Origin of the sequence: Bariatricus sp. SGI.019 (genome assembly GCF_050315235.1) — a bacterium.
In the GTDB taxonomy this organism is placed as follows: domain Bacteria; phylum Bacillota; class Clostridia; order Lachnospirales; family Lachnospiraceae; genus JAFBIX01.
The window spans coordinates 1-25,159 of record NZ_JBNPOQ010000006.1 but is presented as its reverse complement, the minus strand read 5'-3'; the positions used below and the strand labels follow the sequence as shown (position 1 = coordinate 25,159).

The window sequence follows — 25,159 nt, the reverse complement described above, 5'->3', positions numbered from 1 at the left end:
TTATTAGACTACCAAAAAATGAGATTCGTTACACGTATGAATGTATTTTATCATTATGAACTGAAAAACCTGATATCCGCATCTTTCTTCAGATACATAACAACGTAAAAAGATTCCAGAAACTGGCTTGTCGAAAATGTCCTTTAGTGCTATGATGGATAACAGTAATATGAAAGGAAACGAAGAACGTGACCTATAAAGAAGCAAGGGTATATTTAGACAATATGTCAAAATACGGAAGTGTACTTGGTTTGGATACGATTCGTGAACTGTTGCATGAACTGGGTGATCCTCAGAAAGATCTAAAGTTTATACATATCGCAGGGACTAATGGAAAAGGATCTGTGCTTGCATACACTTCTTCAATTTTAAGTCAGGCAGGATACAAGACCGGACGATATGTATCGCCAACAGTGGTTTCCTATTTGGAGCGGATTCAGATTGATGGAACATGGATATCTGAAGAAGCATTCGCCAGATGTACACATAAGATCCAGGAAGCTATTGCGCGCATGGAGACAGCCGGCAAGAGAAGCCCGACTGTGTTCGAAGCTGAGACAGCAATAGCTTTTTTATATTTCAAAGAAGAGCACTGTGACCTGGTTGTTCTGGAATGTGGACTTGGCGGTGATCAAGACGCAACGAACATTATTGAAAATACGCTGTGCGCTGTATTTACTTCTATCAGTCTTGATCATCTTGGAATTCTCGGCAATACTATAGAAGAGATTGCACAGACAAAATCCGGTATCATAAAATCTGGATGCAGAGTTGTTTCTGCTCCTCAGAAACCAGAAGTATTGCAGATATTAGAACAACGAGCCAACTCTTTACACTGTCCATTTCACACTGCAGAACGCAATAAAAGAACGATTCTGAATGAAAGCTATTCCGGTCAGACTTTTTCCTATAAAAAGCGAGAACACATCTTCTGCCCTCTCGCTGGAAAATACCAGGCCGATAATGCCATCACTGCACTGGAAGTTATAGATGCACTTATAGAACTGGGATATAATATCACAGAAAATGACATTGATACAGGATTTTCCCAGACTTCCTGGCCGGGCCGCTTTACCTGTCTTGGAGAACACCCTCTGTTCTTCATCGACGGGGCACACAACGAAGATGCTGCAAAGCGATTAAAAGAATCCATTGATACTTATTTCCCAGGAAAGCGTCTTATCTATATTATGGGAGTATTCCATGATAAAGAATATCAAAAGCTTGCTGCAATCATGGCTCCATCGGCAAAGTCTGTGCACACGGTTGATCTGCCCAATGCAGAACGTACACTTTCTGCTGGTGATCTTGCAGAAGTGATGAGGACATACTGTTCACCTGACATTCCCGTATCCTGTGAGCGAAGCATCAAAGATGCTGTGAAAAATGCTCTGGCAGATGCCAAAGCTATGGATCCATCCGATGGAGATAATATCATCCTTGCTTTTGGCTCCCTTTCCTATCTGGGACAGGTACGCGAAGAATACCACCAACTCACGCAACAAATAATAGAAAAAAAAATGATAGAAGGAAAGAAACTATGATAGATCAAGAAAAAATCAAACAAGCCGTTCAACTCATGCTGGAAGGCATCGGAGAAGATATCCACCGCGAGGGTCTGCGTGAGACACCAGACCGCATTGCGCGTATGTGTGAAGAGCTCTATGGTGGGATGAACGAGGATGCCGGCACACACCTTTGCAAGGTATTTCACGTGGAGAACAGTGAGATGGTGTTAGAAAAAGACATTACTTTCTATTCCACCTGCGAACATCACATGCTGCCATTTTACGGGAAAGTGCATATTGCCTATATCCCGGACGGGAAAGTAGTCGGACTAAGCAAGCTAGCCCGCACGGTAGAGGTATTTGCAAGACGACTGCAGCTTCAGGAGCAATTAACCGGCCAGATTGCAGACGCTCTGATGGAGCACATGCAGCCGAAAGGTGTGATGGTTATGATTGAGGCGGAGCATATGTGTATGACTATGCGCGGCATCAAAAAACCCGGAAGCCAGACTGTGACGATTGCAAAACGAGGGGAATTTGAGAACAATCCTGTGTTGGAAGAACGATTTTTCCATATACTGAACCGCTAAAGTTATTTCTATTGGAGGAAACTATGTCTGAGACACAAGTAATACCATCTGACTGTTATGATTCCATGCAGCAGGTCGCATTTCTGCGAAAACATCCTTTATACCGTTCCTCTTACCAGCGGCTTGAAGAATTAGAATATGACCGTATCTTCTGCCGCCATCAGATGACGCATCTTCTGGATGTGGCAAGAATTGCATACATTCATAATCTTGAACACGGACTTGGCATCCGAAAGGAACTCATCTATGCCGCTGCTCTTCTGCATGATATCGGAAAATACCGTCAATATGAAGACGGTACTCCACACGAAATCGCAAGTGAAGCGATTGCAGCTACAATATTATCCGACATGCCTGAACCGATCTGCTTTACACCAGAGGAAAAGCAACAAATCCTGACTGCAATCCGCGGCCACCGAAGGCTTCGACAAGATGCCGAACCGCTGGAAGCGCTTCTATATGAGAGTGATAAGGCATCCCGGGCCTGCTACGCATGTCAGGCAGAAGCAGATTGTAATTGGAGTAATAATAAGAAAAATATGGAGATTCTATTATGATTATTGGAGAGAAAAACTTTGATGCTACAAACCATACCTATATTATGGGAATTCTAAATGTAACCCCTGATTCTTTTTCCGATGGAGGAAAATATCAGCATCTGGATGCCGCACTCAGACATGCGGAAGAAATGATCCATGATGGGGCTGATATTCTGGATGTTGGCGGAGAGTCCACACGTCCCGGACATACACAGATTACGGATGCCGAAGAAATCGAACGTGTTGCTCCCGTCATTGAACAGCTAAAACACCATTTCGATATTCCAGTCTCTATTGACACTTATAAAAGTACGGTTGCAAAGGCAGCTCTTGATGCCGGAGCTGATCTGGTCAATGATATCTGGGGATTAAAATACGACGAACATATGGCCAAACTAATTGCCCGTTATCAGGTGCCCTGCTGCCTGATGCACAATCGAAAAGAAGCCTTATATCAGAACTTTATTGCTGAGTTTTTGGAGGATATGAAAGAATGCATCTCTCTTGCGAAAAAAGCAGGAATCGAAGACGATAAGATCATCCTTGATCCCGGAGTAGGATTTGGCAAAACTTATGAATTGAACCTGGATATTATCCGGGAAATTGACTGCATGCAGGAACTCGGATATCCGATTCTTCTTGGAACTTCCCGAAAATCAGTCATTGGACTTACCCTGGATCTTCCTTCTGATGAACGCGAAGAAGGAACCCTTGCTACTACAGTATATGGAATGCTGCACGGCTGTTCTTTCGTAAGAGTTCACGATGTCAAGGCGAATCACAGGGCAATTACCATGATAGAAGCCATCTTGCAAAGGAGTAAGAACCATGGATAAAATCAAGATATCAAACCTGGAAATCTTCGCCAATCACGGGGTATTCCCAGAAGAAAATGTACTGGGTCAGAAGTTTATCGTCTCAGCCATTCTGTACACCAGCACTCGAAAAGCCGGGAAAACCGACGAATTAACCGACTCTATCCATTATGGCGAAATAAGCCAGTTCATCGATCATTTTTTAAAAACACATACGTATAAACTACTCGAGCGTGCAGCCGAAGCTCTGGCAGAAGAATTATTACTCCACACTGCCGGTCTAGAAAAGATTCAATTAGAGCTCAAAAAGCCCTGGGCTCCGATTGGTCTTCCTCTGGAAACCGTATCTGTTGAAATCGAGCGCCAATGGCATACCGCCTATATTGCACTCGGCTCTAATCTTGGGAATAAAGAGCAATATCTAAACGATGCAATTACTGCCTTAAACACGACTCCTTACTGTGAAGTAACTAAAGTCTCTTCTTTTCTGATAACAGAGCCTTACGGAATGACCGAACAAGACGACTTTCTGAATGCCTGTCTTGAACTTCGTACACTTCTGCCTCCAGCGGAACTGTTAAGCGAACTTCATCGTATTGAGCAGGCTGCCGGGCGAGAACGCATCATTCACTGGGGTCCTCGTACACTGGATCTGGATATTATTTTCTATGATGATCTCATCTATGAGACTATGGACTTATGCATCCCTCATGTCGAAATGCACAAACGAGACTTTGTATTAAAGCCACTTCATGAGATCGCACCATACAAACACCACCCTTGTACCGGCAAGACTGTTCATGAGATGCTGGAATCTCTAACATTATAATTGCATCATCCAGTTTCTTTTCCGAAACACCACAAATGAGATTCCTAATCTGACACATTCCTCCAGCGAAAGGATAAAGTATACGTATGGGATTTCCAGCTTTAGCACAAAAGCAGTGAGAAATCCCAGCGGTACACCGAATAACCATGTTCCGACAAAATCAATCCACATAATATATTTTGTCTTACCGCCACTTCGGATAATTCCACCGCCAAGAATCATATTCTGTACTTTGACTGGTGCTATCAACGCAAATGCGAACAAAATCTGACACGCCAGCATCCTCACATGACTTTCCACCTGATAAATGGAAACATACCAATTACTTAGAAAGATCAAAAGAACCGACAGCAATATAGAACCGATAAGTCCATATTTCATCAACTTTTTCGACTCCTCATACGCCCGTTCATTGTCTCCACTTCCCAAAGTCTTACCGATTATCACTCCCGCTGCCTGTGAGACCCCGCTCAATGCTCCAATCATCAGTACTTGAATTGGTGTCGTTAATGTCATGGCTGCACAAGCTTCTGTCCCTATATGCCCATAGATAACCGCATATATGTTTTCACCAAGTGTCCACAAAAACTCGCAGATCAAGATTGGGAGCAAGATTCCCAAATATTGTTTATACTTTTCAGAAGTCATTTTTAGAGTAAATTTTAATACTAATTTCTGTCCTTTATTTCCATAATATCCCAAGAACAAAACAAGCAATAATACACAATTCACCGATTGGGAGATTACAGTCGCTATTGCCGCACCCTGTACTCCCATTTTAGGAATACCACACTTTCCAAATATCAACACGTAATTCAATCCTGTGTTCATAACTGCCGAACAGATACTCGCATACATCGGAAGTTCCGCCTTTTCCATACAGCGAAGAAGTACTGATGTCAGAGAAGATATAGCTATTGGGAGATAAGTCACAGACACAATCCGAAGATAACCTGCCGCCACCTTTCTCACAGTCTGATCTCTCGTATATATCCTCATGATTATCTGCGGACACATCGCACTCAGCATCGTAAAAAACACCGCCAGAATGACTGCCAGAAACAAGTTGACGCAAAAACAACGACTTACTTCTTCATCGTCCTTCTGACCCACATATTGTGCAATCATGATTCCTGCCACTGCTGCAATCGCTGATACCAATACTGAGAAAACAGATGTGAACTTAGAACTCAATCCAATTCCTGCGATACTGACACTTCCGAGCTGCCCTGTCATCATCTGATCTGCTACCCCAAAGGAAGATTGAAGCAAAGACTGAAGTGTCACCGGAATTGCTATCTTTATCACTGTTTTATAGAATCGATTTTCTGTAAACATAATATTCACCTCACCGTAATTGTAAAGTGAACACCTTATAACCACAATAGGTTAAACGCATAACCAGTTCCAAAAACAGCACGCATCTTTTGTGCAAATTGTCTCATTTCTCTAATTATCGTGTACTTTCACGCACCACCAAAGTTGTCGATAATCTGATTGTTGCCGCTTCTTCTCCATTCTTTAGTTTTTGAAGCATAGAGATTGCCATTTTTGCCCGTGTCTTTCCATCCTGTTTTATAGTCGTCAGTGACGGGCAGACATTCTCACAGATTGGATTATCATCAAATCCTGCGATACTGATTTCTTCCGGAATCCTTACTCCCTGTCTCTGCAAAAACTGCATCAGCTCAACTGCATAGTAGTCTGACACTGCAAAAATTGCCGGATAACTCTTAATCTGCTGCAAATGTTCTTGATAAAACGGCTGTCTTTCCCGCTTCACCATAGGTACAATCATCAACTCTATCTCTTTTTTCATACCTTCCCGAAAACCTTCCAGACGTTCGTGATCCATACAAATATCATTATCAGATATACATAATGCCTTTTCATAACCCTGCTGCCGAAAATATATCCCCATCTGTTTCCCACCATTATAATCATCTATTGACAGATTACAAATTCGCTTCGCTTCCTCAAAAAAGCCATCATATACAACAAATGGAATTCGCATCTTTTCTCGTAATTTCTGATAATCCTGCTCACAAAATCCGATGATTATCATTCCTTCCATATTCCACATCGAGGCAAATCTGATGATCTCATTCCAATCTTGGGTTACTTTTATCATCATAAACAAGCCTGAATCTTCTATCTCTCTCGACAGGTGATTCAAAGAAGTGCTAATAAACGCATCTTCCAATACATGACCCTCATATTTTTCATGATCATTTATCACCACCCCAATAATTCTCGAATTATTCTGCGCCAGTAAAATTCCGGCCATACTCGGAATGTATTGTTTCTCTTCTAATAATTGCTGCACTCTTTTCACTGTCTCATCTGATATCTTCTTTGTCTTGCCATGGATCACATTCGAAACTGTCGCCGTACTGACACCCAGTTCTTCCGCTATATCCACAATTCTCACTCTTCTGTTCTCCATGATTTTCTTTTTCGTCACTCCAATCTGTCTCTTCCTTTTTCCGTAAAGCTTCTGGATACCCTTTCAGTGCAGCAAATGGCATAAACTGTTTTGCCCGGTCTTCACGGCTCATTTTTGTTCTAAACGCCACTTTTATGCCCTCCTATCTGCCGGTTCCGTTCTATTGTCGTAGCCCCTGCCTGAAGATTCATTCCTCTTAGAATAGCATTCTTCCCATACCGCTTCTTAATCTCAAGGACTGCTTTTTGCAGACGATGTTCTTGTTCCATTCCTGTAACATCTGTAAACAGATCATACTGCTGATAACATTCATCCACCACATGGTTATAAGTCAGTGTCATTCTCCGAATCTGCTTATACTTATCTACAATCTGCTCATAGAGCCGTATTGTATAAGCGATAATCTGCCGTGCCGAACTTGTGGTAATTGTCATATGAATCGTTCCATGCGCCGGCTTTGACTCTAACCGGTTACTATACCCAACATGCAATGTGATAGAATCCGTCACCAATTCCTTTTCCACCAGTTCCAGACATAACAGATCTGCCATCTCCTGTGCGATTAATTTTCCTTCCTCAAAGCTATAATCTCTTGGCAGTACCTGACCACTGGATATCGAATTTGATCTTGGTCTGTATGCTTTGATATCCGCCATAGTTGTCGTCTCTCTTCCCCATGCATGGTCGATCAGAAGTTCTGCATCAACACCAAACATACGATACAGCATCTCTTCATCTGCCTTTGCGATCTCTTCCATCGTATAGATACCCACACGACTTAAGCTTCTTGCAATTCCCGAACCAATTCTCCAAAAATCAGTAAGGGGCTTATGATTCCACAATGTCTTCCGATATGTCTCTTCATTCAACATTCCGATATGATCTTCTACATGCTTTGCAGTAATATCCAGTGCAATCTTCGCAAGATAAAGATTCGTCCCAATCCCGCACGTTGCTGTTATACCCGTTGTCTTTAACACATCCTCCATCATCTTCATGCTAAGCTCTTTTGCTGTCATCTTATAAAGAGAAAGGTAATCCGTAATATCCATAAACGCTTCATCTATAGAATAAACATGGATATCTTCTTTCGCAATGTATTTAAGATAAATCGAATATATCTTTGCAGAATAATCAATATAAAGCTGCATACGCGGAGGAGCCATGATATATTTTATCCCTTTTGGAATCTCGAATACTCTGCATCTGCCGGGAATTCCTTTTGCTTTCATTGAAGGTGAAACAGCAAGGCAGATTGTCTTTTCTGTACGCTCAGGATCTGCAACTACAAGGTTCGCAGTCATAGGATCTAACTTACGTTCTACGCATTCCACAGATGCATAGAATGATTTTAAATCAATGCAGATATAAACTCGTTCCTGACTCATAACTAACACTTCACTTCTTTTCATTGATCTTTCTACGACCATTTTATCAGAACATATGTTCTTTTTCAAGACAAACATAAAATAAAGACCTCAGGAAAATTTTCCCAAGGTCTTTATCTCACCAAACATCTTATCTTATATGTTCTTCTGGATGTTCATCCTCAAAATCAAATACGCAACGTTCATATGCATTGATCACATGAGTATCTTGATATTTATCATATCTCTTATGCCTTCTTCCATATGATATATGTACATGCCCATGGATAAAATATTTCGGATGAAACCTTTCCATCAATGTATTAAATACCTGAAATCCCTGATGTGGCAGGTCTCGTCCATCATTCAGCTGATAAGCCGGAGCGTGGGTGACCAGAATATCAAATCCCCGCCTTCTCAGCAACTGAAACCATAATTTGCTGACTCTGTGCCGCATCCCCCATTCTGTATACTGATGTTCTCCCTCACGGTAACGCATGGAACCTCCCAAGCCCAGGATGCGAACTCCTTTATATACATAGATCTGGTCTTCTATACATATACAGCCTTCCGGTGGAATCTGTTTGTATTTTTCATCATGATTTCCATGGACATATAATACCGGTACAGATGCGAATGTAGCCAAAAATGAAAGATACCTCGGATTCAAATCCCCACAGGAAATAATCAGATCGATTCCCTCTAGCCTGCTTTTATCAAAATGATCATAAAGGGCAGGAGCCTCTTCATCCGCAAGTGCTAATATTCTCATAATATTCTAACCTTTCGTTATATCGATTCCCTGCTGTGAAATAACAGGTCTGGATGCCTCTTGTAACTCCTCTTCTTTTGGAATAGATCCAACGACATTCTCTGCCAGCCAATCCATAGTAAGAATCTCTTCTGGTGTCAGACTCTTATTTGGATTGTTCTGAACCACTCCTTCCTGAGAATAAAGAACTCCTGAAAATGGATTAAATTCTCCTGTACAGATTGTATTCTTCAGAAGATCTACCAGTCTCTTTGTTCCTATCGGAAGGTTCTGAGAACAGATAACATCTACTACTCCCGAAGACATCCCCCACCAGTAGTTGATTGCCTGCATCGTTGACGGATTATCATCATACTTCCAGGTCCCATCCATAATCGTCTGAATCAACTGCTCATAGAATTTACCCCAATGCCATAATGGCATTGCAAGATTGTGAGGAACTTCTCCATCCAGTCGATAAAGTCCAAAATACCGAGACGCTTCTTCCGGTATTACCATATCCTTTCCAGATACACACATGGGCTGTAACTGTCTGATATTTTCAATAACATTGCCTTCTTTCTTCGTTGACCATTCCAGATATACTTTTGCCCTTGGATTGATCATCTTCGCTCCCAGCGCAAATGCGTTAATATTGGCTATTGCACCATATATCGGATAATCTGCTATATAAGCGATCTTATTATTCTCCGCCATTGCTCCTGCTATAGCCCCCATCAGGAATTTTGCTTCATGCATCCTGGCATAGTAAGTTCTGATATACCGATGTGAAGTATTTACTGAACAGCTTAAAATACGAATATCTGGATGTGCAATTGCAGCCTTTACACTTGCCGGTACAAAAGAAGGCGTCGTTGTAAACACGATATTGCATCCCTGCTGTATCGCATCTTCGATGCGTTCCTCTATATTATCCAATGTTGTATTATCATAATAGATTGTACTTACCTCTTCCGGGAATTTTTGTTCCAGATGCATTCTTCCTAATTCATGTGCATAGGTCCACGCAGAAGATGTTGCTGTCTTTTCATAGATAAAGGCTACTTTCAATTTTGGTGCACTGATTGGAAGCAGACGGCTTAAAATAGGTTTTTTCTCCTTTCCTGGATCCATCTTAAGATCAACTTCCTTATCTTCTTCCAACAACTTGAACTCTTCCCAGCTCTTCGTGATTAAAGCCTTCAACTCACTTGTTGTCTTATCTTTTAACGCTTCATATCCATATAATGTAATAAATGACAAGAATGCGTCCCCTGCTGTGATAGAAAGCTTTTCTCCACCCCTTGCTCTATATTCTCCATTAAATCTGGAATATACAGAATTAAAATCTAACCGGTCTTCGTCATTCCACTCTTCATCTTCACTTTTGCCGACCGCTTCTAATAATTTTGCAAATCTTCCTTCCTCAGAAAACCAGATATAATTAATCTTTGTCTTATCATAAAAATCCATATATTCATAATATATCTTGTTTTCTTTTTCCTCTGTACGCTTTGGTACGACACGAGTAACGATGGCCGGAGTAGACACGACACCAAAGAACTTCATGACACTGACACGCTTATTTCCTTCTTCTACATAGAATTTATTCATATATTCATAAGCCTTAATTGGTTCACGAATTCCTTCATTTTCGTGAGCAGTACAAAGATGCGCCCATTTAATTGCAAATTCTGTATTTTCTCTCAATATCGGCATAAAATTAGACGCAAAAGCTTCACTTCTTCCATAAGTTTTCGTTCCCACGATCTGGTCGACCGGAATCTGAACTAATCCCAAAGGCACTTCAGATAATGTACCTTTACCTGGAAGGATGTCATCCAGCACCTCCAGTGTCGGTTTCAGACCACGAAGCATTCGAGATTGATACTCTTTCTTGCCCATTTTATATGCTTTGATATATTCTTCTATTGCCATAATATCCTCCTAATAACTAATAATTAGAAATTATCTTTGATATTAACATCATTTCCAACTTATTATATACCATTCTCTAGAATTTCACCAGTATCCGACTTACATAAAAATAGGAAGCATATGCTTCCCATTTTTATATATAATACATATCCTGACTGTATGCATTATGCTCCTGATATTCTCTTTCAAGATCTGCCAGAGTCAGATTTGTAAGTATATTCTCTAACTCTTGATTTACCTTATCAATGACCAATTGCTGAATAGTAATCGATATTCCAACATTTTTACTGTCTTCTGATATTGATTCACTTTCGAAACGATAATCTCCTTCTAAAGCTTCCAGTATCTCAGACACCGTAATCTTACCGGCTTCCCGGCTCAGGAGATAACCACCCTGCGGACCTTTTATACTTTTTACAATACCCGCTCTGCGAAGTGCAGCAAAAATCTGTTCCAAATATTGTGAAGATAGTCCATTTCTCTCAGCAATACTGTTCAACGCCACATGATCTGTTTTTGAATTCACCGATAGATCTATCAAAGCTATAAGCCCATATCTGCTTTTTTTCGAAAATTTCATATTTTTCTACCTGCACATCTTTCAATTCATCTATTCTGTAAACAGTGGTGTAGAATAATATCTGTCGCCTGTATCCGGCAATAATGCTACAATCGTCTTGCCTTTGTATTCCGGGCGTTTTGCCAGCTGAATTGCTGCTGACAACGCAGCTCCAGAAGAAATTCCCACCAGAACACCTTCATATTTTGCAAGAAGTTTTCCTTTCTCAAATGCATCTTCATTCTCAATCTTGATAATCTCATCATAAACAGATGTATTCAATACCTCTGGAACAAATCCCGCACCAATTCCCTGAATCTTATGCGGACCACCTTTTCCTTCTGACAATACCGGAGATCCCGCCGGTTCCACTGCTACCACTTTTACATCTGGATTCTGAGACTTCAGATATTCACCTACACCTGTAAGTGTTCCTCCTGTACCTACACCGGCAATAAATGCGTCTACTTTTCCGTCTGTATCTTTCCAGATCTCCGGACCCGTTGTACTTCTATGAATTGCAGGATTTGCAGAATTAACAAACTGTCCAGGGATAAAACTATTTGGAATCTCTTTGGAAAGTTCTTCTGCTTTTTCAATGGCTCCCTTCATTCCTTTTGCACCTTCTGTCAACACCAGCTCTGCTCCATATGCTTTCAAAATATTTCTTCTCTCAACACTCATGGTCTCAGGCATCGTCAATATAATACGATATCCCTTTACGGCTGCAATGGAAGCAAGCCCAATTCCTGTATTGCCTGATGTTGGTTCAATAATGACAGAACCTTCTTTTAATATTCCTTTTTCTTCTGCATCTTCAATCATTGCTTTGGCAATTCTGTCTTTTACGCTTCCTGCTGGATTGAAATATTCCAATTTCACCAGAACCGTTGCTTCTAATCCTAATTCTTTCTCAATATTAACCACCTCTACAAGTGGTGTATTTCCAATCAGTCCTAATGTTCCTTTATAAATCTTTGCCATGTCTCTATTCCTTCCTTTTCTTTATTTTCCGTTTTCCTACTTTTTTAATGGGTTTAATAGGATTATATTCCTACTTCTCATATTTGTCAACTATATTTTATAATTATTTTTTCAAAAGCACAAGAAAGCCATCAGAGATATCTGTATATCTCTGATGGCTTTTATCTAAGAAATCATATTCAAAAAATATTGATGCACTTTAAGATCATCTGACAGCTCTGGATGAAACGCGGTCACTAACTGATTGTTCTGCCTTGCGGCTACGATCTTTCCGTCTACCCGAGCCAGAACTTCTGCTTCGCCAAAAACTTCTGCTATATATGGTGCACGGATAAATGTCATTGGAATCTCTCCTATCCCCCGGAACTCATCTTCCGTATAGAAACTTCCAAGCTGTCTTCCATATGCATTCCGCTTCACACGGATATCCATAGTTGCCAGATGTGTTGCTTCCTCTTCTATATCTTTGGCCAATAAGATTAATCCTGCACAAGTGCCGAATACCGGCATTCCCGCCAATATCTTATCTCTGATTGATTCATATAAGACTAAGTCATGAAGTAATTTCCCCATTACGGTACTTTCTCCACCCGGTAATATCAGTGCATCAAACTCTTTCTCCAAATCTTTTTTCTGTCGTATCTCAAAATGATCTGCACCAAGCTTATCCAACATCTGTCCATGTTCCGCAAATGCGCCTTGTAAGGCTAAGATTGCTACTGTCATATTATTTTCCTCGCTCTGCCATAAGAAGTTCAATTTCCTGCTCATTGATACCGACCATGGCTTCACCCAGATCTGTGGACAATTCTGCGATTAATTTTGCATCTGTATAATTAGTCACTGCTTTTACAATTGCAGAGGCTCGTTTTGCCGGATCTCCAGATTTGAAGATTCCGGAACCTACGAACACGCCTTCTGCTCCAAGCTGCATCATCAGCGCTGCATCTGCTGGTGTAGCTACACCGCCGGCTGCAAAATTAACCACTGGAAGTTTTCCATGCTCATGCACATATTCTAACAAATCTACTGGAACCTGTAATTGCTTTGCTGCTTCAAACAATTCGTCTTTACGAAGATTCACAACCCGACGAATCCCTGCATTCATAACTCTCATATGTCTGACTGCCTGAACAACATCTCCGGTACCTGGTTCTCCTTTCGTGCGAATCATAGATGCTCCTTCTGCAATACGGCGAAGTGCCTCTCCCAGATCTCGCGCTCCACAGACAAATGGAACCTTGAATTCTGTCTTATCAATGTGATAAATATCATCTGCAGGAGAAAGGACTTCACTTTCATCGATATAATCAATCTCAATTGCCTCTAATATCTGAGCCTCTACAAAATGACCAATCCTGCACTTCGCCATAACTGGAATAGACACCGCTTCCTGAATTCCCCGAATCATCTTTGGATCACTCATACGAGATACTCCACCTGCTGCTCTGATATCCGCAGGAATTCTCTCCAAAGCCATTACTGCACAAGCACCTGCTGCCTCTGCAATTTTGGCTTGCTCTGGTGTTGTAACATCCATAATAACGCCGCCTTTTAACATCTGTGCCAACTGCTTATTTAATTCATATCTGTTTTCCTTCATTCGATATACTACCTTTACTATATATTTAATATGTTATATAGGAGTATTATACTTACAATTGGCATTTTTGAAATATCCAGTTTTGCTTTTTTTGTACATGCCACTTTATTATTTTCTTTTTATTTATCTTTATCTTCCATTAGATCTGCCAATGTATAGCGATCTGTATATTCATTGATAACCTTCCACAATCCTTCCCAAAACGGCAATGTTGTACATTCTTCACATCTTGGGCAGCGGTTTGGCTGATCTTCAATACACGCAATTGGTGCCATGCTTCCTTCTGTTGTACGTAAAATATCTCCCACAGTATATTCTTCCGGTTTACGTGCCAACATATAGCCACCATTATTTCCTCGGTAACTTCTTACATATCCGGCTTTTGTCAGAAGCGGCATGATCTGTTCCATGTATTTCAATGTGATATTCTGCCGTTCTGCAATATCTTTTAACCGAATATAGCTTCCCTCATCATGTCTGGCCAGATCAATCATAATTCTTAACGCATAACGTCCTTTTGTTGAAATCTTCACCAAAATCCCTCCTACAGAATTTTCTCAAAAGCAATTCTTGGATCCCCATCTTCACATCCGCCAACTAAACGGATATTACCACACGGGACGAATCCTGCCTTAGTAAGTGCTCTCTGCATCGGAAGATTTCCCGGATGTGTATCAATCCTTACTGCCCGGAATCCGGCCTTCTTCGCCATCTCAAATCCATACTGGAACATCTTTCCGGCAACACCCTTACCTTTAAAGTCATCAGACACACAAACACGATGCATAGATGCATATTCTCCGTCTGTCAACCACTTCCCGTCAATCTGCGCATAAGATGGATCTGGAGTCGTCTGAAATGCAAATACTCCCGCAATCTCTCCATCCTCCACTGCGAGATATGTACAGCCCTCTTTCGCATCCTGTAGCCACACTTCTCTGGAAGGATATCCCTTCTGCCATTGATCGAGCCCCAGACCACGTAATTGTCGTTTTGCCTGTTCTGTAATCTCGCACATCTTATCAATATGCTCATAAGAAGCTACTATAAAATCCATACACACCCTCCTAATCTTATATATATCTATTTAAAATGTTTCTTTATCTCACATACAGTCAATACTTGCTCTCGTACTTGAAATTTAATCTCCATCCCCGCATACTCCATTCCATATACGCGTTCAGGATCTTTTTGATAAGCCGGTCTGGGATCCTGGCTGAGAATCTGTTTCAACACCGTTTGTTTTTCCTCAGGAACGATTGCAATCCATTGTTCTGGAATCTCTACTTCAAGTCTATACTCTCTTACTTTCTCCGAGAATCCTCCTCTCGCCATTGGGTAACTGTCTACATAAGAAAGATACGGCTTAATATCATAAATGGGAGTCCCATCCAAAAGATCGGCTCCCTTTACATGTAACACAATTCCTAACCCTTCCCTTAATTCTATTTTCTCTAATTCAACACAAGACAGTCCGATAGGATTTGGCCGAAATGGAGAACGCGTAGCGAACACTCCTACTCGCTGATTCCCACCTAATCTTGGAGGTCTTACCGTCGGACTCCATTCCTTTTGCACTGCCTCGGTAAATTCCCACAACAGCCAGAGATGTGAATATCCTTCCATTCCTTTGCATGCATCTGGATTACGATACTCTGGCGTAAAAACAATCTCTGCTTTCGTATCCGCCAGTCCACTCTGGCGGGGAATTCCAAACTTAGACGAAAACTCTGTATGTATATATGCAATCGGTCGTAATGTTAATCCTGCATCCATAAATCTAACTCAACTTCTCTCTGATCATCTGTATCTCTTCTTTGTGTCCCTGATCATCCAAAGGTGTCTCAAGATAAAAAGGAAGTTCCCTTAATAACGGATGTCTTAATACATGTAGCAGCGTATTCATTCCTATCTCTCCCGAACCAATCGTCGCATGTCGATCTTTGTGAGAGCCAAATGGCATCATACTGTCATTCAGATGAATCGCTTTTAAAAGCTCCAGACCAAGGACCTGATCAAATTCTTCCAGAACGCCATCCAGATCATTGACAATATCGTATCCTGCCGCAAATACATGACAGGTATCCAGACAGATACCAATACGCTCCGGATGCTTCACACCATCACGAATTGCTTTCAGATGCTCGAACCTTGCACCAATCTCTGTTCCCTTTCCCGTCATAGTCTCTAATAGTATCGTGATATTCTCTTCACCGGTAATTGCCTGATCAAGACCAGCAATAATATTCTCTATGCCTGCCTCTATTCCGATTCCGGTATGGCTGCCCGGATGAAATACCATATTCTCAATTCCAAGCGCATCCATCCTGGCCGTATCTTCCCGAATCACTGTGCATGCGAATTCATACACTTTTTCCTGCGCACTGGCAAGATTCATGGTATATGGCGCATGCGCCAAAAGCGGGCCAAACTGATTGTCCCGCCGTATTTTTTGAAATTTTGCAATCTCTTCATCCGCATATGTCTTAAAATTAGAACCTCTGGGATTGCGGCTGAAGATCTGCATAGTATTTGCTTCCATCTCCACCACATTTTCTGCAGTTTTTGCCAGTCCTTTGGCAATCGACATATGCGTTCCAATTGTCAGCATCTATACCCTCCCTATAAGTCACGTATCTTCTATGAACTCTTACTGATATGATATTCTCTCTTCAATGTGCGCATAATTCCCCTTGAAGCTACATCTACAATGATAAAACCAAATGCAATAGCAAGACAGGTTGCAAGTAAAACAACCGTTTCGCTGAATGCCATCTCCATATCCCTGCTCACACATCCATACATCATATAATACAGATTTGGTCCTGGAATCAACGGAAATACTGAAGCTGTCAAAAAGATGGTAGATGGAGCTTTGTTAATTCTAGACATAATAAATGCATAAAATGCCACGAAAATCGATGCTAAGAGAGTTGCCAGAAAATTACTTGGCTCTAACTCGAATACTACAAGATAAATTGCCCATGTAAAAAACGCACCAACACTGGTATATAATACCTGTCTTCCCTTAATCTTGAACCACCATGCAAAACCAGTACATGCAATCGTACAGGAAATCAACTGAATCGGAATACTGTTATTTAAAATAAATCCTTCCAAAGATACGCCATCCAGCAGGAGCATAGCAAGCGCAATTCCAAACGCAATTCCGGCTGCACCTAAAAACGCATTCATGATATTCAAAGATCCAGAGATAAAGTCTCTCTGCAAAAGGTCACGGATTCCATTCGTCACTCCAAGTCCACTGATCAGAAGCATAACAATTCCAATCATAATCCATTCCGCATGGCTTCCAATTCCAAGTCGCACCAGCAGAATGATAATGACCTCTGATAAGAAAGACAGAATCATATTATATACCATAAGATTACTTTCTCTTTTACTCAGCCATTCGCCAACCACTACGATCATCAATGAGACAATGACTGCAACGATTGCATCCATAAATCCGCATCCAAAGAAAACCGCAAATCCGGTTCCACCCATAACTCCTGCAAAATACTTAACAGCAGGATGCTGCTCTTCCCGATTCATAACCTCCAGATACTTTTCGCGTAATTTTTTCTCATCTGGTTTATTCTGACAGACATAACGGGACAAATTATTCAAATAATCTAAACGATCAAAATTAATATCTGTTGATTCAATATGCCGGATCTGAGTGATAATATCCCCTTCCGGTGTTTCCACTGTTATCTGGATATTACTCGGAATTACAAATACATCATACCGTGTAAATCCATAACTTTTACACATTCTGTACAGACTGTCTTCCAGTCTGAAATTCTCTGCACCACTTTGCAGCATTGCTTCTCCAATATCAAGAATCCCCTGTAAAATTTTGTTATAATTCATAAAACTACCTCAATAACTATAATTATTTTGCATTTGATAAACACCGACATACGAATCATATACACTGATTTTCCAGAAGTCAAGCCATTTTTTTAAACTTTTCATATGATATTTTTTTCACTATTATCTAGTACAAGGATAGCTATTCTTATCAATATGCGTTATAATTATGTCAATAAATAAACAAAGGCAGGGAATTACTATGATTATTAGCGCAAAACACATGATTACCGGCGACGGAAAGACCGTTCTTGAAGATCAGGCGGTTGCCATTGAAGATGGCAAGATCAAGAAAATCGGCACCAAAGAAGAACTCATCGCAGAGTTTCCTGAAAAAGAAGTAAAGGATTATGGGGATGCAACGCTCTTACCAGGACTTTGTGATATGCATGTGCATCTTGGCTACTGGTTTTCACAGCCGGACAGCTTCAATTACAACGATCAGCTGATCACATTATTTGCAGTCCAGCATGCGCAGTCCGCTTTTGAACGCGGCATCACCAGTGTACGTGATATGACATCTGCAAGAAAACTGTGTGCGACTTTAAAATTAGCCGCAGAAAAGGGATTTATCACGATTCCAAGAATCACGCATGTTGATAATGGAATGTGCATGACCGGTGGCCATGGATGGGATGATGATATCGCACAGGTGGATGGACCTTGGGAGATTCGTAAGGAGATTCGTCGTCAGGTGCGTGACGGTGCTGAATGGATCAAAATCCTCACAACCCACCGCAGCCACATTCCAGAATATACCCAGGAAGAACTGGATGCAGCTGTCGATGAATGTCACAGAAGAGGAATTAAATGTGGAATTCACGCCGGAACACAGCCAGGTATCCAGATGAGTATTGATGCTGGATTTGATACCATTGAGCATGGTACCTTTATGACCTATGAACAGGCACAGCAGATGGCTGAAAAGGGACTTGCATGGACGCCTACAATCATGGCTTATACATATCTGTATGAGATTACCAAGAAGAATCTGGAAGAATGTGCCGGCAAACCGGTCAATGATCCAGTCATGCAGAAAGAAATGGCCAACTGGGAATATTTCGAACCAGCATACAAGGCTTACCGTGACAATTTCAAGAAATTTTACGACACAGGCGTAACCGTTCTTGCCGGAACCGATATGGTAGTCTATGGTTCTCCTTTGCTGCCACTTCCTAGAGAGCTGCAGTATATGGTGGAATATGGAATCACACCAGTTCAGGCCATCCAGACTGCAACCTCCAATCCTGCAAAAGTGCTTGGTTTTGAAAATGAACGCGGATTGGTCAAAGAAGGCTTGGATGCAGACCTCCTCGTGGTCGGCGGTGACTTAAGTAAAGACATTACTCTTCTAAACGATGTCAAACTGGTAACTCTTGGAGGAAAAAGAGTATTTGAAGATGGCATCCGTTATGTAGGAACACAGAATATGTTCATGTAATTAAAAAATAGCTTTCTCAAGGTTCCATTCCCTGAGAAAGCTATTTTACATTTTAAGTATCATTTCTCTGCCCGTTCATCCCAGAACGTACAGTCTGTTCTTCCAACCACTTCCGAAGTAAATGGCGTCCCATCATTTTTCTTATAATGCTTTGTAGCACGAAGCACATATTTCGCTCCCACATAGACGATCGGAACGTTGAAGAACACGATCAGGATATTTCCAAGATCCGAAAATGCCCATAAGTTTCCCAATTCCAGACCGGCAATATTACACAGAATACCAAATGCTGCTACAAAAAGTGCAATTCCTCTGACTACATTAATGAAGCCTTTATCCTTACGGATTCGATTGGCTGCAATCTCAGAGAAGCTGATCATTCCCAGAAGACAGGTATATGCAAACATGCAGAAACACAATGTAATCACAAAGGTCACCAGTGCATTGGCTGCTGTTCCCGGTGTCAGTGTCGCAATAGACTCTGTAAACTTCGGAAGCTTGTCAAGTTCTGCCCAAGCCGCTGCATCCGGTCCATCCCAGCAGTGCGCCATAACTACAACAAACCCTGAAAGTGTGCAGATCACGATGGTATCCAGGAACACCCCGATAGATGCCAGGATACCCTGTTCACATGGATGCTTTGCGTCAGAAGCGGCTGCAGACATGGTGATTGTACCCTGACCAGCCTCGTTCGACATCAATCCACGCTTCACACCTTGTGCCAGGACGGTTCCGAACATTCCGCCAAAGAACGCTTCCGGCTTAAACGCACCGCCAAAAACTGCACGGAAGAAATACGGAACCGAACCAAGATTTAAGAGAATCAGTATCAACACCGTTATGATATAAAGTACCGCCATTACCGGAACCATCTTATCCGTCCACTTGGTTACTTTCTTAATTCCGCCAAAAGCTATGACAGCTGTCAATACAATGATCAACGCTCCCACTGCATAATAAAATGCAGAATCTGTCGCAATCGTTGCTCCTGTTACGATCTCAGCCATTCTTCCCACAGAGGATACCACGTTGAATCCCTGTGCCGGCAGACAACAGAGGGCATATAAGATATAAAGCACGGATAGGAACACTCCAATCCAGACTTTATTTCCCAGAAGTTTTCTTCCATAGAATGGAAGCCCTCCGATAAATTCATCATTTTTCTTCTCTTTAAAGATCTGCGCCAGCACACCTTCCATGTAAGCCACTGCCATTCCGAAAAATGCAGATATCCACATCCAGAATAGGGCTCCCGGACCTCCCACCGCTATGGCACCTGTAACTCCGATAATATTTCCCGGTCCTACACGCATGGCAGAACTTAACAGGAACGCTGCAAGTGGAGAGATTCCGGTATCAACCTTCCTCTTCTCCGTCATAATCTTAATTCCCTTTTTGAAATAGGTCACCTGCATAAAACCGATTCGGAAACTGAAAAAAATTCCAGAGCCCAAAAGCAATATGATTGCAAATGAAAAATTTCCAAGAAGCGGAATCGATGAATACCACTCAAAATTCGTTGGGAAATCCCACAGAAAATCCGATAACGGACCTACAAAGGCAAAAATCCCATTAATTGATTCAAAAATCCCCTGCATACACTAGCCTCTCTTTCGTTTTTTTCATTGTATCAAAAAAGTACCCTGTGGTAAAGATACCCTGGAACACTCCGGAGCATCCAGATTTCATTATTTACACTTAAAGTCTGTCGGACTGTCAATCAATGTTGCAGCCTGAAATTCATGCTTGTGGTTATCCTCTTCTTCGGTACAATCCTTGATAAAATGAACATGTTTTCCATTTCCCACGTCAATCGCACCCGTAGTTTTGCCACAGAATTCATGAAAATATTCATCGGAAAAAGGTATCAGAATTACAGGCTCAGATTTCTCCTGCCACCAGGAACTCTCTCCTATATTGAGACGGTGTGATTCCTTCCGCTTTCTTGAACACTTTTGTGAATACCCGGTAGTCTCCATATCCCGTCTTCTGTGCAATCTCCGCAATCGGAAATGAAGTTGAGAGCAATAGCTTCTTTGCTTTTTCCATCCGAATATTGGTCAGATAGGCAAGAAATCCTACTCCAATCTCATTCTTAAAAAGCTGGCTGATATATTGTGGGTTCAGGTGAAATTCTTCGGCAAGAACGGAAAGGCTCACCTCTTCTTCCAGATGTTCCTGCAGATACCGGGTAATCCCTATGATTACGCGTTCCCCTTGTTCTTTCGGCTCGTGTTCCTCTGCCATCCGCTGTTCATACAGAGAGATTTTCAGATTGTCTATACAGATACCGAATTCCTCATAATCTACTGGTTTAAGAATATAGTCCGTAATCTGCAGTCTGAGTGCCTGCTGACAATAAGAGAAATCATCATATCCTGATACGATCACATAAGCGATCTTCGGATGCTTGATGCGGCTGACCTGAATTACTTTTAGTCCACTCATAATAGGAATATTAATATCCATGATTACAATATCCGGGCGCAATGCATCAATCTGGGCTAATGCTTCCATGCCATCTGCTGCCTCGCCTACTACTTCACAGTCATGTGCTTCCCAATCAAACAATCGCTTGAAGCCTTCCCGAATCATAATCTCATCATCTACCAGCAATACTCTCAGCTTTTTCATCTCGCACCCTTCCCTTCATCCATGGTCAACAACAGATGTGCCGTCACACCTCCTGTAATATTCTCTGTATACCATAATCCACATTCTCTGCCACAGAGCAGTTTGATCCGCTTCTGAACATTCAAGATACCGATACTGTTCCCTTCCAGCTTCGGGGCCTGCTTATCATAATGTCGAAGTAAATCCTCGATTTTCTCTTTCTTCCCTTCTGCAAAACCACTGCCCGTGTCAGACACCTGAATCTCCATAAACGATTCCTTCAGTTTTGATCTTTGAGCGGAGATCTTCACTTCTCCCCGATATCCCTTATTTTTCAATCCATGCAGCAAGCTGTTTTCCACAATCGGCTGCAGGATAAAATTCGGAACCAAAACACCTCCGAGATTCGGGTCAATATCATAATTGCACACCAGTTCCGGATACCGATAACACATCAGATCCATATATGACTCCAACAATTCCAGTTCATCATCTAAGGCAACCATCTGACGATCTATCTTTACACTCAGGCGGAAAAAGTCTACCAGCCGCATCAGAAGATCGGCAACCGGCTTATCATGATTCAATTGTGCCTGAATACGGATCGTATCAAGAGTATTATAGAGAAAATGTGGATTGACCTGACTTTTCAGGTATAGCATGGACATCTTCTGCTCCGTCAGTTCTGCCCGGAGGATGTCTGGATTCTCCAAAGTCAGATAAAAAGACATGGTCATTAAGGTAAGCCCCATACCGCTGATCAGCCAGGTCGGATTGACTGCTTGCAACAGTGATACGCATACCTCAATTACAAGGGCTGCACCAATGGCAAACTTCTTTTTCCGGTCAATCTCTCTCCAGTTAGACAATAACATCCATACACACAGGAGAAGATAGAATGCCATGCTGACATAGCATACATTTGCATGGATTCCATCGGAATAATTCCCCTTCTCTGTAACGGCATAGTGAACCGGCAAAAGCATCGCTCCCAATTCAGCCACCACAAGATAGATTCTTGCTGCAAGGTCAAAATTCCGAGGCTTTCCGGTCTCTTCTTCTACCAGTATCGCAATATACTGATAAAACAGATATACAATCAGCACCATCGTTCCGATGAAAAACCGATGCAGAATATCATTCAACGTCAACGGTACCGCTTCCAGATGATTCACCGTATAGATCGTAACAGCATCAAATACCAGATGAATCTGAATCACAACCAGCAGGATTGAAAATGTCCGATGCAGCATTGTATGTTTTCTTCCCGCCGAAAAATAAATCATAGCCACAAAAAACAATATCAGTAATAAGGCAATTTCCATTCGCAGCATACTCATTCACCCCTTTACTGATATTGTAACCGAGACCGCTTCTCAAAGATAGCAGAAAAATGTGTTATTTTTATAGAAAAGGTCATAACTGCTTTTTATGAAAGCAAATACAAGACATTACCAGACATAATACAGCCATTCCCACAGCCACTGCCAGACTCACATAATAATCTTCTGGTTTTGCACCGCCCTGAAGCAATGTCATTCCATCCATCAATTTTGTTGGCAGATAATCCTGTAATTGTGGGAACATGCCTATAAAATATACCCCCAGAGCAATTGCACCCGTTCCCAGCAGAACCTGAGTATTGCTGTCACATATCGCAGAAAAAAGTATCAATACTGCAATGACCCATAGACCAAATCCCCAGTAACAGACAGCGCCAAACCAAAGATGCTCTGCGATGCTGTTGTCCCAAAAATACGCATTATATCCATATGTGATTCCATAACAGAGAGTATACAGTACTGTCCACATTCCAAACAGCATCACCGCTTTCGCCAGAAGAATCTTTCCCCGTGACAGTCCTTTAGTCACCACCGGAATCAATGTTCCTCTCTGATATTCTGTGGTAAATATTCCACTGCACATCAACACATATATGATCAGTCCGATGGGGATGTTCTTATAGAATTGTGTCCAGGAAGACATTGCATCTATCTTAACATCTGTAAGCAAAAAGCCTGCATCCGCCAGAGAATCTGACATCATCTCCATCATCCACGGTGTAAGCTTCGCCATAGCAGGATTCATAATCCCAAACAAAATAAAGATCAATAACAACATCCACACACGACCCGTACGAATAAGCTCCATCCATTCCTTTTTCAAAAATGCCATCATTTTCCAATCACCTCCATGAACAGATCTTCTAATGTCGGTTCCCTTCGTTCTATGCGCAGAACAGGCATCTTCTTATCTGCCAGAAAATGCAGTATATCTGGTAATTGTTCTGGATTCTCCAACAGCAGACGATGAGAGCCGATTAATTTCAGAAACGGAAATGCCCTTCGAAGTTTTTCAATCCCTTGCCGATCTTCCATCTCCAGTTCTGTTCCTGTAGCTTTCCGTATCTTCCGTACTTCTTCCATGGTTCCCTGAACAGCAATCTTTCCGTCATGTAGAAATGCAAGCTCATCACAGATGCGCTCCACGTCAGAGAGAATATGGGTAGAGAACAGCACTGTTGTCTGTTCTTTTGCCTCCACCAGAATATCCAGCAATTCTTTACGTCCGACCGGGTCAAGAGCCGAAGTCGGCTCGTCACAGATCAACAACTTCGGCCGGTTCAAAAGTGCCTGGGCAATTCCAAGTCTCTGCTTCATCCCACGTGAGAAGCCTTTAATCCGACGTTTCTCTTCTGCCAGCCCTACCAGTTCCAGTAATTCCTGGCTGCGGTTTTTGATTTCCTTTGTCGGCATACCTGTAATCTCGCCACAGAATCTCAAATATTCCCGAGACGTCATAAAGGAATAGAGCTCCGGTACATCAGGTAGATAACCGATAAAACGATTGGTCGCTGTATTGCCATACCTCACCGGCATTCCATTCACCTCAATCTCACCGCTGTCGCAGGCCAGAAGCCCCAGGATCAGCTTCATAGATGTGGTCTTTCCAGCTCCATTTTGTCCAACGAATCCAAAGACCGTATGCTCCGGTACATGAAGGCACACATCTTTTAACACCTGTTTTTCTCCAAAATGTTTTGCAACATGAGAAAGTGTCAACATATCCATATCAACTATCCTCTTTTCCGAGAAGGAAGTATAGAATTGGTCCGATAAATTCCATACCGACAATCGCAACGATCATCCATAGAACACGGTTCCCTCTCTTATAAGTCTGATGTGTCAAAATATGATGAACAGTATAAATAAGAAATACAAATTCTACAATGACAAGTGGTATAATAAATGGTAATAATTCTTGAACCTCTGGCATATTATTTTCCTCCTTTTTCCATAT

At 41.7% G+C, this 25,159-nt stretch carries 28 protein-coding genes; 6 read left to right on the top strand and 22 right to left on the bottom strand.

Annotated elements, in window-relative coordinates:
- The first annotated feature begins 188 nt into the window (after positions 1 to 188).
- The 5 genes from ACQRD1_RS04905 to folK all read left to right on the top strand — a co-directional run bounded on the left by ACQRD1_RS04905 (position 189) and on the right by folK (position 4,281).
- Positions 189 to 1,544 (top strand): bifunctional folylpolyglutamate synthase/dihydrofolate synthase, encoded by a 1,356-nt coding sequence (locus ACQRD1_RS04905; protein ID WP_235232873.1) that lies wholly within the window; start codon positions 189 to 191, stop codon positions 1,542 to 1,544.
- Positions 1,541 to 2,098 carry a GTP cyclohydrolase I FolE gene (gene folE / locus ACQRD1_RS04900; protein WP_235232872.1) on the top strand — a complete coding sequence of 186 codons (558 nt, stop codon included), beginning with the start codon at positions 1,541 to 1,543 and terminating at the stop codon, positions 2,096 to 2,098. Before ACQRD1_RS04905 ends, folE begins: the two co-directional genes overlap by 4 nt.
- Before the next feature lie 65 nt (positions 2,099 to 2,163).
- Positions 2,164 to 2,655 (top strand): HD domain-containing protein, encoded by a 492-nt coding sequence (locus ACQRD1_RS04895; RefSeq protein WP_235232920.1) that lies wholly within the window; start codon positions 2,164 to 2,166, stop codon positions 2,653 to 2,655.
- Positions 2,652 to 3,473 carry a dihydropteroate synthase gene (folP, locus tag ACQRD1_RS04890; protein ID WP_235232871.1) on the top strand — a complete coding sequence of 274 codons (822 nt, stop codon included), beginning with the start codon at positions 2,652 to 2,654 and terminating at the stop codon, positions 3,471 to 3,473. Before ACQRD1_RS04895 ends, folP begins: the two co-directional genes overlap by 4 nt.
- A complete protein-coding gene (gene folK / locus ACQRD1_RS04885; RefSeq protein ID WP_235232870.1) occupies positions 3,466 to 4,281 on the top strand; it encodes a 2-amino-4-hydroxy-6-hydroxymethyldihydropteridine diphosphokinase in 816 nt (271 codons plus the stop codon). Before folP ends, folK begins: the two co-directional genes overlap by 8 nt.
- Here folK and ACQRD1_RS04880 read toward each other — a convergent pair.
- The 15 genes from ACQRD1_RS04880 to ACQRD1_RS04810 form a co-directional block, all read right to left on the bottom strand.
- Entirely contained in the window at positions 4,276 to 5,619 is a 1,344-nt protein-coding gene (locus ACQRD1_RS04880) for an MATE family efflux transporter (protein ID WP_427786978.1), read from the bottom strand. The two genes, folK and ACQRD1_RS04880, sit on opposite strands and share 6 nt — an antisense overlap.
- Positions 5,620 to 5,734: 115 nt before the next feature.
- Positions 5,735 to 6,727, bottom strand: a complete 993-nt coding sequence (locus tag ACQRD1_RS04875) for a LacI family DNA-binding transcriptional regulator (RefSeq protein ID WP_427786977.1) — start codon at positions 6,725 to 6,727, stop codon at positions 5,735 to 5,737.
- Positions 6,621 to 6,857 carry a hypothetical protein gene (locus ACQRD1_RS04870; RefSeq protein ID WP_427786976.1) on the bottom strand — a complete coding sequence of 79 codons (237 nt, stop codon included), beginning with the start codon at positions 6,855 to 6,857 and terminating at the stop codon, positions 6,621 to 6,623. The genes ACQRD1_RS04875 and ACQRD1_RS04870 overlap by 107 nt, the downstream gene beginning before the upstream one ends.
- On the bottom strand, positions 6,847 to 8,139 hold the full coding sequence (locus ACQRD1_RS04865) for a DNA repair protein (RefSeq protein WP_427786975.1): 1,293 nt from the start codon (positions 8,137 to 8,139) through the stop codon (positions 6,847 to 6,849). The genes ACQRD1_RS04870 and ACQRD1_RS04865 overlap by 11 nt, the downstream gene beginning before the upstream one ends.
- 106 nt (positions 8,140 to 8,245) lie before the next feature.
- A complete protein-coding gene (locus ACQRD1_RS04860) occupies positions 8,246 to 8,866 on the bottom strand; it encodes a metallophosphoesterase family protein (RefSeq protein WP_235232869.1) in 621 nt (206 codons plus the stop codon).
- 6 nt (positions 8,867 to 8,872) lie between these two features.
- Entirely contained in the window at positions 8,873 to 10,783 is a 1,911-nt protein-coding gene (locus tag ACQRD1_RS04855) for a BMP family ABC transporter substrate-binding protein (RefSeq protein ID WP_235232868.1), read from the bottom strand.
- Between the two features lie 133 nt (positions 10,784 to 10,916).
- Positions 10,917 to 11,363: an RrF2 family transcriptional regulator gene (locus tag ACQRD1_RS04850; RefSeq protein ID WP_427786974.1), complete on the bottom strand. Its 447-nt coding sequence runs from the start codon at positions 11,361 to 11,363 to the stop codon at positions 10,917 to 10,919.
- Between the two features lie 30 nt (positions 11,364 to 11,393).
- Positions 11,394 to 12,326, bottom strand: a complete 933-nt coding sequence (gene cysK / locus ACQRD1_RS04845) for a cysteine synthase A (protein ID WP_427786973.1) — start codon at positions 12,324 to 12,326, stop codon at positions 11,394 to 11,396.
- A gap of 165 nt (positions 12,327 to 12,491) precedes the next feature.
- Entirely contained in the window at positions 12,492 to 13,052 is a 561-nt protein-coding gene (gene pdxT, locus ACQRD1_RS04840) for a pyridoxal 5'-phosphate synthase glutaminase subunit PdxT (RefSeq protein WP_427786972.1), read from the bottom strand.
- Between the two features lies 1 nt (position 13,053).
- Positions 13,054 to 13,929 carry a pyridoxal 5'-phosphate synthase lyase subunit PdxS gene (gene pdxS, locus ACQRD1_RS04835; RefSeq protein WP_427786971.1) on the bottom strand — a complete coding sequence of 292 codons (876 nt, stop codon included), beginning with the start codon at positions 13,927 to 13,929 and terminating at the stop codon, positions 13,054 to 13,056.
- Between the two features lie 119 nt (positions 13,930 to 14,048).
- Complete coding sequence (locus ACQRD1_RS04830; protein WP_347376749.1) at positions 14,049 to 14,462, bottom strand: Rrf2 family transcriptional regulator; 414 nt, start codon at positions 14,460 to 14,462, stop codon at positions 14,049 to 14,051.
- A gap of 11 nt (positions 14,463 to 14,473) precedes the next feature.
- A complete protein-coding gene (locus ACQRD1_RS04825; protein ID WP_235232862.1) occupies positions 14,474 to 14,986 on the bottom strand; it encodes a GNAT family N-acetyltransferase in 513 nt (170 codons plus the stop codon).
- Positions 14,987 to 15,012: 26 nt separating this feature from the next.
- Positions 15,013 to 15,705 (bottom strand): tRNA (N6-threonylcarbamoyladenosine(37)-N6)-methyltransferase TrmO, encoded by a 693-nt coding sequence (gene tsaA / locus ACQRD1_RS04820; RefSeq protein ID WP_235232861.1) that lies wholly within the window; start codon positions 15,703 to 15,705, stop codon positions 15,013 to 15,015.
- Between the two features lie 4 nt (positions 15,706 to 15,709).
- Positions 15,710 to 16,540: a deoxyribonuclease IV gene (locus ACQRD1_RS04815; RefSeq protein WP_235232860.1), complete on the bottom strand. Its 831-nt coding sequence runs from the start codon at positions 16,538 to 16,540 to the stop codon at positions 15,710 to 15,712.
- A gap of 29 nt (positions 16,541 to 16,569) precedes the next feature.
- The gene (locus tag ACQRD1_RS04810; RefSeq protein WP_235232859.1) at positions 16,570 to 17,805 is read right to left on the bottom strand and encodes a threonine/serine ThrE exporter family protein; all 1,236 of its coding nucleotides are present in this window, start codon (positions 17,803 to 17,805) and stop codon (positions 16,570 to 16,572) included.
- Between the two features lie 202 nt (positions 17,806 to 18,007).
- Between ACQRD1_RS04810 and ACQRD1_RS04805 the strand changes: the two genes are divergently transcribed.
- Positions 18,008 to 19,246 (top strand): amidohydrolase family protein, encoded by a 1,239-nt coding sequence (locus ACQRD1_RS04805; protein ID WP_235232858.1) that lies wholly within the window; start codon positions 18,008 to 18,010, stop codon positions 19,244 to 19,246.
- 59 nt (positions 19,247 to 19,305) lie between these two features.
- Here ACQRD1_RS04805 and ACQRD1_RS04800 read toward each other — a convergent pair whose 3' ends face one another.
- From ACQRD1_RS04800 to ACQRD1_RS04770, 7 genes are all read right to left on the bottom strand, one after another.
- Positions 19,306 to 20,844: an alanine/glycine:cation symporter family protein gene (locus ACQRD1_RS04800; RefSeq protein WP_235232857.1), complete on the bottom strand. Its 1,539-nt coding sequence runs from the start codon at positions 20,842 to 20,844 to the stop codon at positions 19,306 to 19,308.
- A 90-nt stretch (positions 20,845 to 20,934) separates the two neighbouring features.
- On the bottom strand, positions 20,935 to 21,225 hold the full coding sequence (locus ACQRD1_RS04795) for a YmaF family protein (RefSeq protein WP_268826469.1): 291 nt from the start codon (positions 21,223 to 21,225) through the stop codon (positions 20,935 to 20,937).
- Complete coding sequence (locus ACQRD1_RS04790) at positions 21,128 to 21,880, bottom strand: response regulator transcription factor (protein ID WP_235232855.1); 753 nt, start codon at positions 21,878 to 21,880, stop codon at positions 21,128 to 21,130. The genes ACQRD1_RS04795 and ACQRD1_RS04790 overlap by 98 nt, the downstream gene beginning before the upstream one ends.
- A complete protein-coding gene (locus ACQRD1_RS04785; RefSeq protein WP_235232854.1) occupies positions 21,877 to 23,193 on the bottom strand; it encodes a sensor histidine kinase in 1,317 nt (438 codons plus the stop codon). The genes ACQRD1_RS04790 and ACQRD1_RS04785 overlap by 4 nt, the downstream gene beginning before the upstream one ends.
- An 82-nt stretch (positions 23,194 to 23,275) precedes the next feature.
- Complete coding sequence (locus ACQRD1_RS04780; RefSeq protein ID WP_235232853.1) at positions 23,276 to 24,037, bottom strand: ABC transporter permease; 762 nt, start codon at positions 24,035 to 24,037, stop codon at positions 23,276 to 23,278.
- Positions 24,034 to 24,930: an ABC transporter ATP-binding protein gene (locus ACQRD1_RS04775; RefSeq protein ID WP_235232852.1), complete on the bottom strand. Its 897-nt coding sequence runs from the start codon at positions 24,928 to 24,930 to the stop codon at positions 24,034 to 24,036. The genes ACQRD1_RS04780 and ACQRD1_RS04775 overlap by 4 nt, the downstream gene beginning before the upstream one ends.
- 1 nt (position 24,931) lies before the next feature.
- Positions 24,932 to 25,159: PLDc N-terminal domain-containing protein (locus tag ACQRD1_RS04770; RefSeq protein ID WP_427786970.1), on the bottom strand; the 228-nt coding region annotated here is incomplete at its 5' end.